This is a genomic window from Sulfurimonas sp. (assembly GCF_028694895.1).
Taxonomy (GTDB): Bacteria; Campylobacterota; Campylobacteria; order Campylobacterales; family Sulfurimonadaceae; genus Sulfurimonas.
Genome location: NZ_JAQVKA010000138.1, coordinates 1 through 3,200, shown reverse-complemented (window position 1 = coordinate 3,200; position 3,200 = coordinate 1). Strand labels below are relative to the sequence as shown.

The window sequence follows — 3,200 nt, the reverse complement described above, 5'->3', positions numbered from 1 at the left end:
AGTCATAATTGCTCACAACCTCATCACAAGTAACCTCTGCATCTCCGCCATAACCTACTCTTTGATGCGCCACAAGTTTTCTTGATGAGAGTTTTTTAGCCCAGAGTGATAAGACTGGCTTAAAACTATCTATATTAAGGGCAAGGGGCAGTTTCATACATCCATAAGCTGCAATCCCAACTCTAGCCATATCTTCATCAAACGAAGCATTGCGAAAAAGTGCAGCAGAGTTTGAGGAGTGAAATCTAAGAGGTGCAAAACCATACTTTAAAGATAACTCTTTTGCTCTTTTTTTTGCATCTTCAAAGTTCTCTCTCTGCCAATACCACTCGCTTGTCAACTCATCAGCACTTCTATGATGTGTAAACATTCCCTCTAAAAGTAGACCTGCTTCTTTTATCTTTATAAACGCATCTTCAAGCTCGTCCATAGCTATACCGTTTCTATGCATTCCAGTATCTATTTTTAGCTCTACTTTTGTACCTTTTGGAAATTTATCGATACTTTGCAAATCATTTATAGTATATCTGATGATTTGTGACGCTGATGTTGGGATATCACCAAGAACTAAGATATAGCTAAAAAAACTCTCTATCATCTTTGCTTCTCTCTGTGCTCTTACAACTGCCCTTTTGATACCATACTCTTTTGCCATAGTGGACATTTCAACGAGTCCATGCCCATAAGCATTGTCTTTTAAAACAAGTGCGATTTTATCTACGCTTTTGCAATATTTAGCGATAATGTCGAGATTATTAAAAAAATTATTTTTATTTAAAATTATAGTAGCCATGGAGGAATTATACCAAATGAAAAGGTTTATAGCAGAGTTTGAAGAGCAGAGTTTTACACAAATCATCTTCCCACACAAAAATAGCGATTGGGTAGAGTATTTGGACGAAGCTGAGACAAATTTTGAAAACATTATCAAAGAGATTATCAAATATCAGAAGTGTCTTGTTGTTTGTGCTGATATAAAAGATGTTCAAAGAAGATTTGAACCAAACAAAAACCTTTTCTTTGTAGAGTATGAGACAAATGATACATGGGCTAGAGATTGCTCTGCACTATGCGTAGAAAATGGTACAAAAATAGAGCTACTTGACTTCACATTTACTGGCTGGGGCGGAAAGTTTGATGCTTCTAAAGATAATGCAATGAGTAAAAAGATATCAGGGAGCTACTCTGCAAAACTACGAAGTATTGATTTGATTTTAGAGGGTGGCGCTATTGAGAGCAATGGAGTTGATACCATCCTCACAACATCAGAGTGTGTGTTAAATAAAAACAGAAACTCTACTCTTTCAAAGGAGCAGACGACTCAAATACTCAAAGATGAGTTTGGTATGAGCAAAATTCTCTACTTAAATCACGGTTATCTTGCAGGTGATGATACTGACTCACATGTAGATACTCTTGCAAGATTTGTTGATGAGAGAACTATTATGTATGTAAAATGTAAAGATAAAGATGATGAACACTACAGAGAGTTAAAACTTATGGAGGAGGAACTTGAAGCATTTGCAAAAGATGAAGGTTTTACTCTTGTTGCACTTCCTATGAGCTCGGCTTGCTATTTTGATGATGAGAGACTACCTGCAACTTATGCAAATTTTCTCTTTATAAATGGAGCTATTTTAGTACCAACATATGGGGTAAAAGAAGATGCAGAAGCACTTGCTGTCTTTAAACGAATATTTCCTACAAAAGATATTGTGCCAATCAACTGCTTCACTCTTATAAAACAGCATGGCTCACTTCACTGCGTAACTATGAATTTTGCTAAAGGTGTTGAGCTTATTTAGACTCAATACTCTTTGGCGCAATCTCTTCTTCTTGGTTTAAAATCTTAAAACCATTATAAATCAAATAAGCCGAGAGGCTTAAACCTAAAACTATCAAAACAATTTTTTTTATCTTATCTACTGTGCTCATGGCGGAATTCTAGCATACTTTTTTTAAATTGATTTAACACTTTTGTAACAAAACTCTTATACAATCGGCTTATTTTAAAAATCAAGGTTAATTATATGATAAGCAAGAAATTCATTCCTTTATCGCTTGTAGCGGTAACTATTTTAAGTGCAAATGAAGTCGTATTACCAAGTGTAAAAGTTGAATCAACAACTATTACTGAAGTAAGCCAAAATGCGCAGTTATCAGCAGACTTAGCTCAAGCACTAAGCACAACTGTTCCAAGTATAGATATGAGTAGAAGAAGTGGTATCGCAAATGATATCTTAATAAGAGGGCAAAAAAGAGATAACATCTCTGTAAGTGTTGATGGCACAAAGGTCTGTGGTGCATGTGTTAACAGAATGGATCCACCTACTTCACACATAGTAACAAGCCAGATAGACACGGTAGAAGTTATTGAAGGGCCTTATGATGTTGAGAACTTTGGCACACTAAGTGGAGGGTTAAAAATCACTACTAAAAAGCCTTCAAAAGAGCCAAAAGCAGAGATAAGTTTTGGCATAGGGAGCTGGGGCTATAAAAAGATAGGTGCGACTGGAAGCGGTGGAACAGATACTATCCGCGCTCTAATTAGTGCATCTTATGAAACAAGTGATCAGTATGAAGATGGAGATGGCAACACTTTAGCAGAACAGATAGATAAAGCTGTGGCAAAAGGTTCAGCTCCAGCAGGAGCAAAATATCAACCACAATACAAAGATATAGAAGCTTATACTAAAAAAAGCATTATGAGTAAGATTTTTGTAAAAACACTTGAAGATCAAGAGCTTCGCCTTAGCTATACTGGTAACAGAAGTGATGGCGTACTTTATGCAAACTCAAAGATGGACGCTGCATACGATGACTCAAATATCTACAGCATTGAGTACAACATAGACAATGTAACAAATGACTACAAAAACATAAATATCCAGTACTACTACTCTGATGTAGATCATCCAATGGATACAAAACTTAGAACCATTCCAACAGCTGGGCCTATGACAAATCTATATATGACAAACCACTTAAAAACTTCTATGCAGGGAGTAAAACTAAAAAATAGTTTTGATTTAGATGAGTACAAACTCTTAGTAGGTCTTGATGGAAGCAAACGCACATGGGAAGGTGAAAAATATAGCACACATGCTATAACTGGAGTAGTAACTCCTTTGGGCGTTAGCTTAACACATACACAAACTGACAACAAAGCTATCTTTGCAAAGATAGAAAAAACTTTTGGT

Annotated in this window: 4 protein-coding genes; 2 read left to right on the top strand and 2 right to left on the bottom strand. The window is 35.9% G+C overall.

Annotation, left to right across the window (positions count from 1 at the left end; all coding sequences use genetic code 11):
* Positions 1-793 (bottom strand): alanine racemase (locus PHI38_RS09860; RefSeq protein ID WP_299855654.1); only part of this gene is annotated, 793 nt, incomplete at its 3' end.
* 16 nt (positions 794-809) lie between these two features.
* On the opposite strand from PHI38_RS09860, the gene PHI38_RS09855 reads away from it, so the two are divergent.
* Positions 810-1,805 carry an agmatine deiminase family protein gene (locus PHI38_RS09855; RefSeq protein ID WP_299855653.1) on the top strand — a complete coding sequence of 332 codons (996 nt, stop codon included), beginning with the start codon at positions 810-812 and terminating at the stop codon, positions 1,803-1,805.
* Here PHI38_RS09855 and PHI38_RS09850 read toward each other — a convergent pair.
* The gene (locus tag PHI38_RS09850; RefSeq protein WP_299855651.1) at positions 1,798-1,935 is read right to left on the bottom strand and encodes a hypothetical protein; all 138 of its coding nucleotides are present in this window, start codon (positions 1,933-1,935) and stop codon (positions 1,798-1,800) included. The two genes, PHI38_RS09855 and PHI38_RS09850, sit on opposite strands and share 8 nt — an antisense overlap.
* A 95-nt stretch (positions 1,936-2,030) precedes the next feature.
* On the opposite strand from PHI38_RS09850, the gene PHI38_RS09845 reads away from it, so the two are divergent.
* The coding region (locus tag PHI38_RS09845; RefSeq protein ID WP_299855649.1) for a TonB-dependent receptor plug domain-containing protein at positions 2,031-3,200 on the top strand (1,170 nt) is incomplete at its 3' end.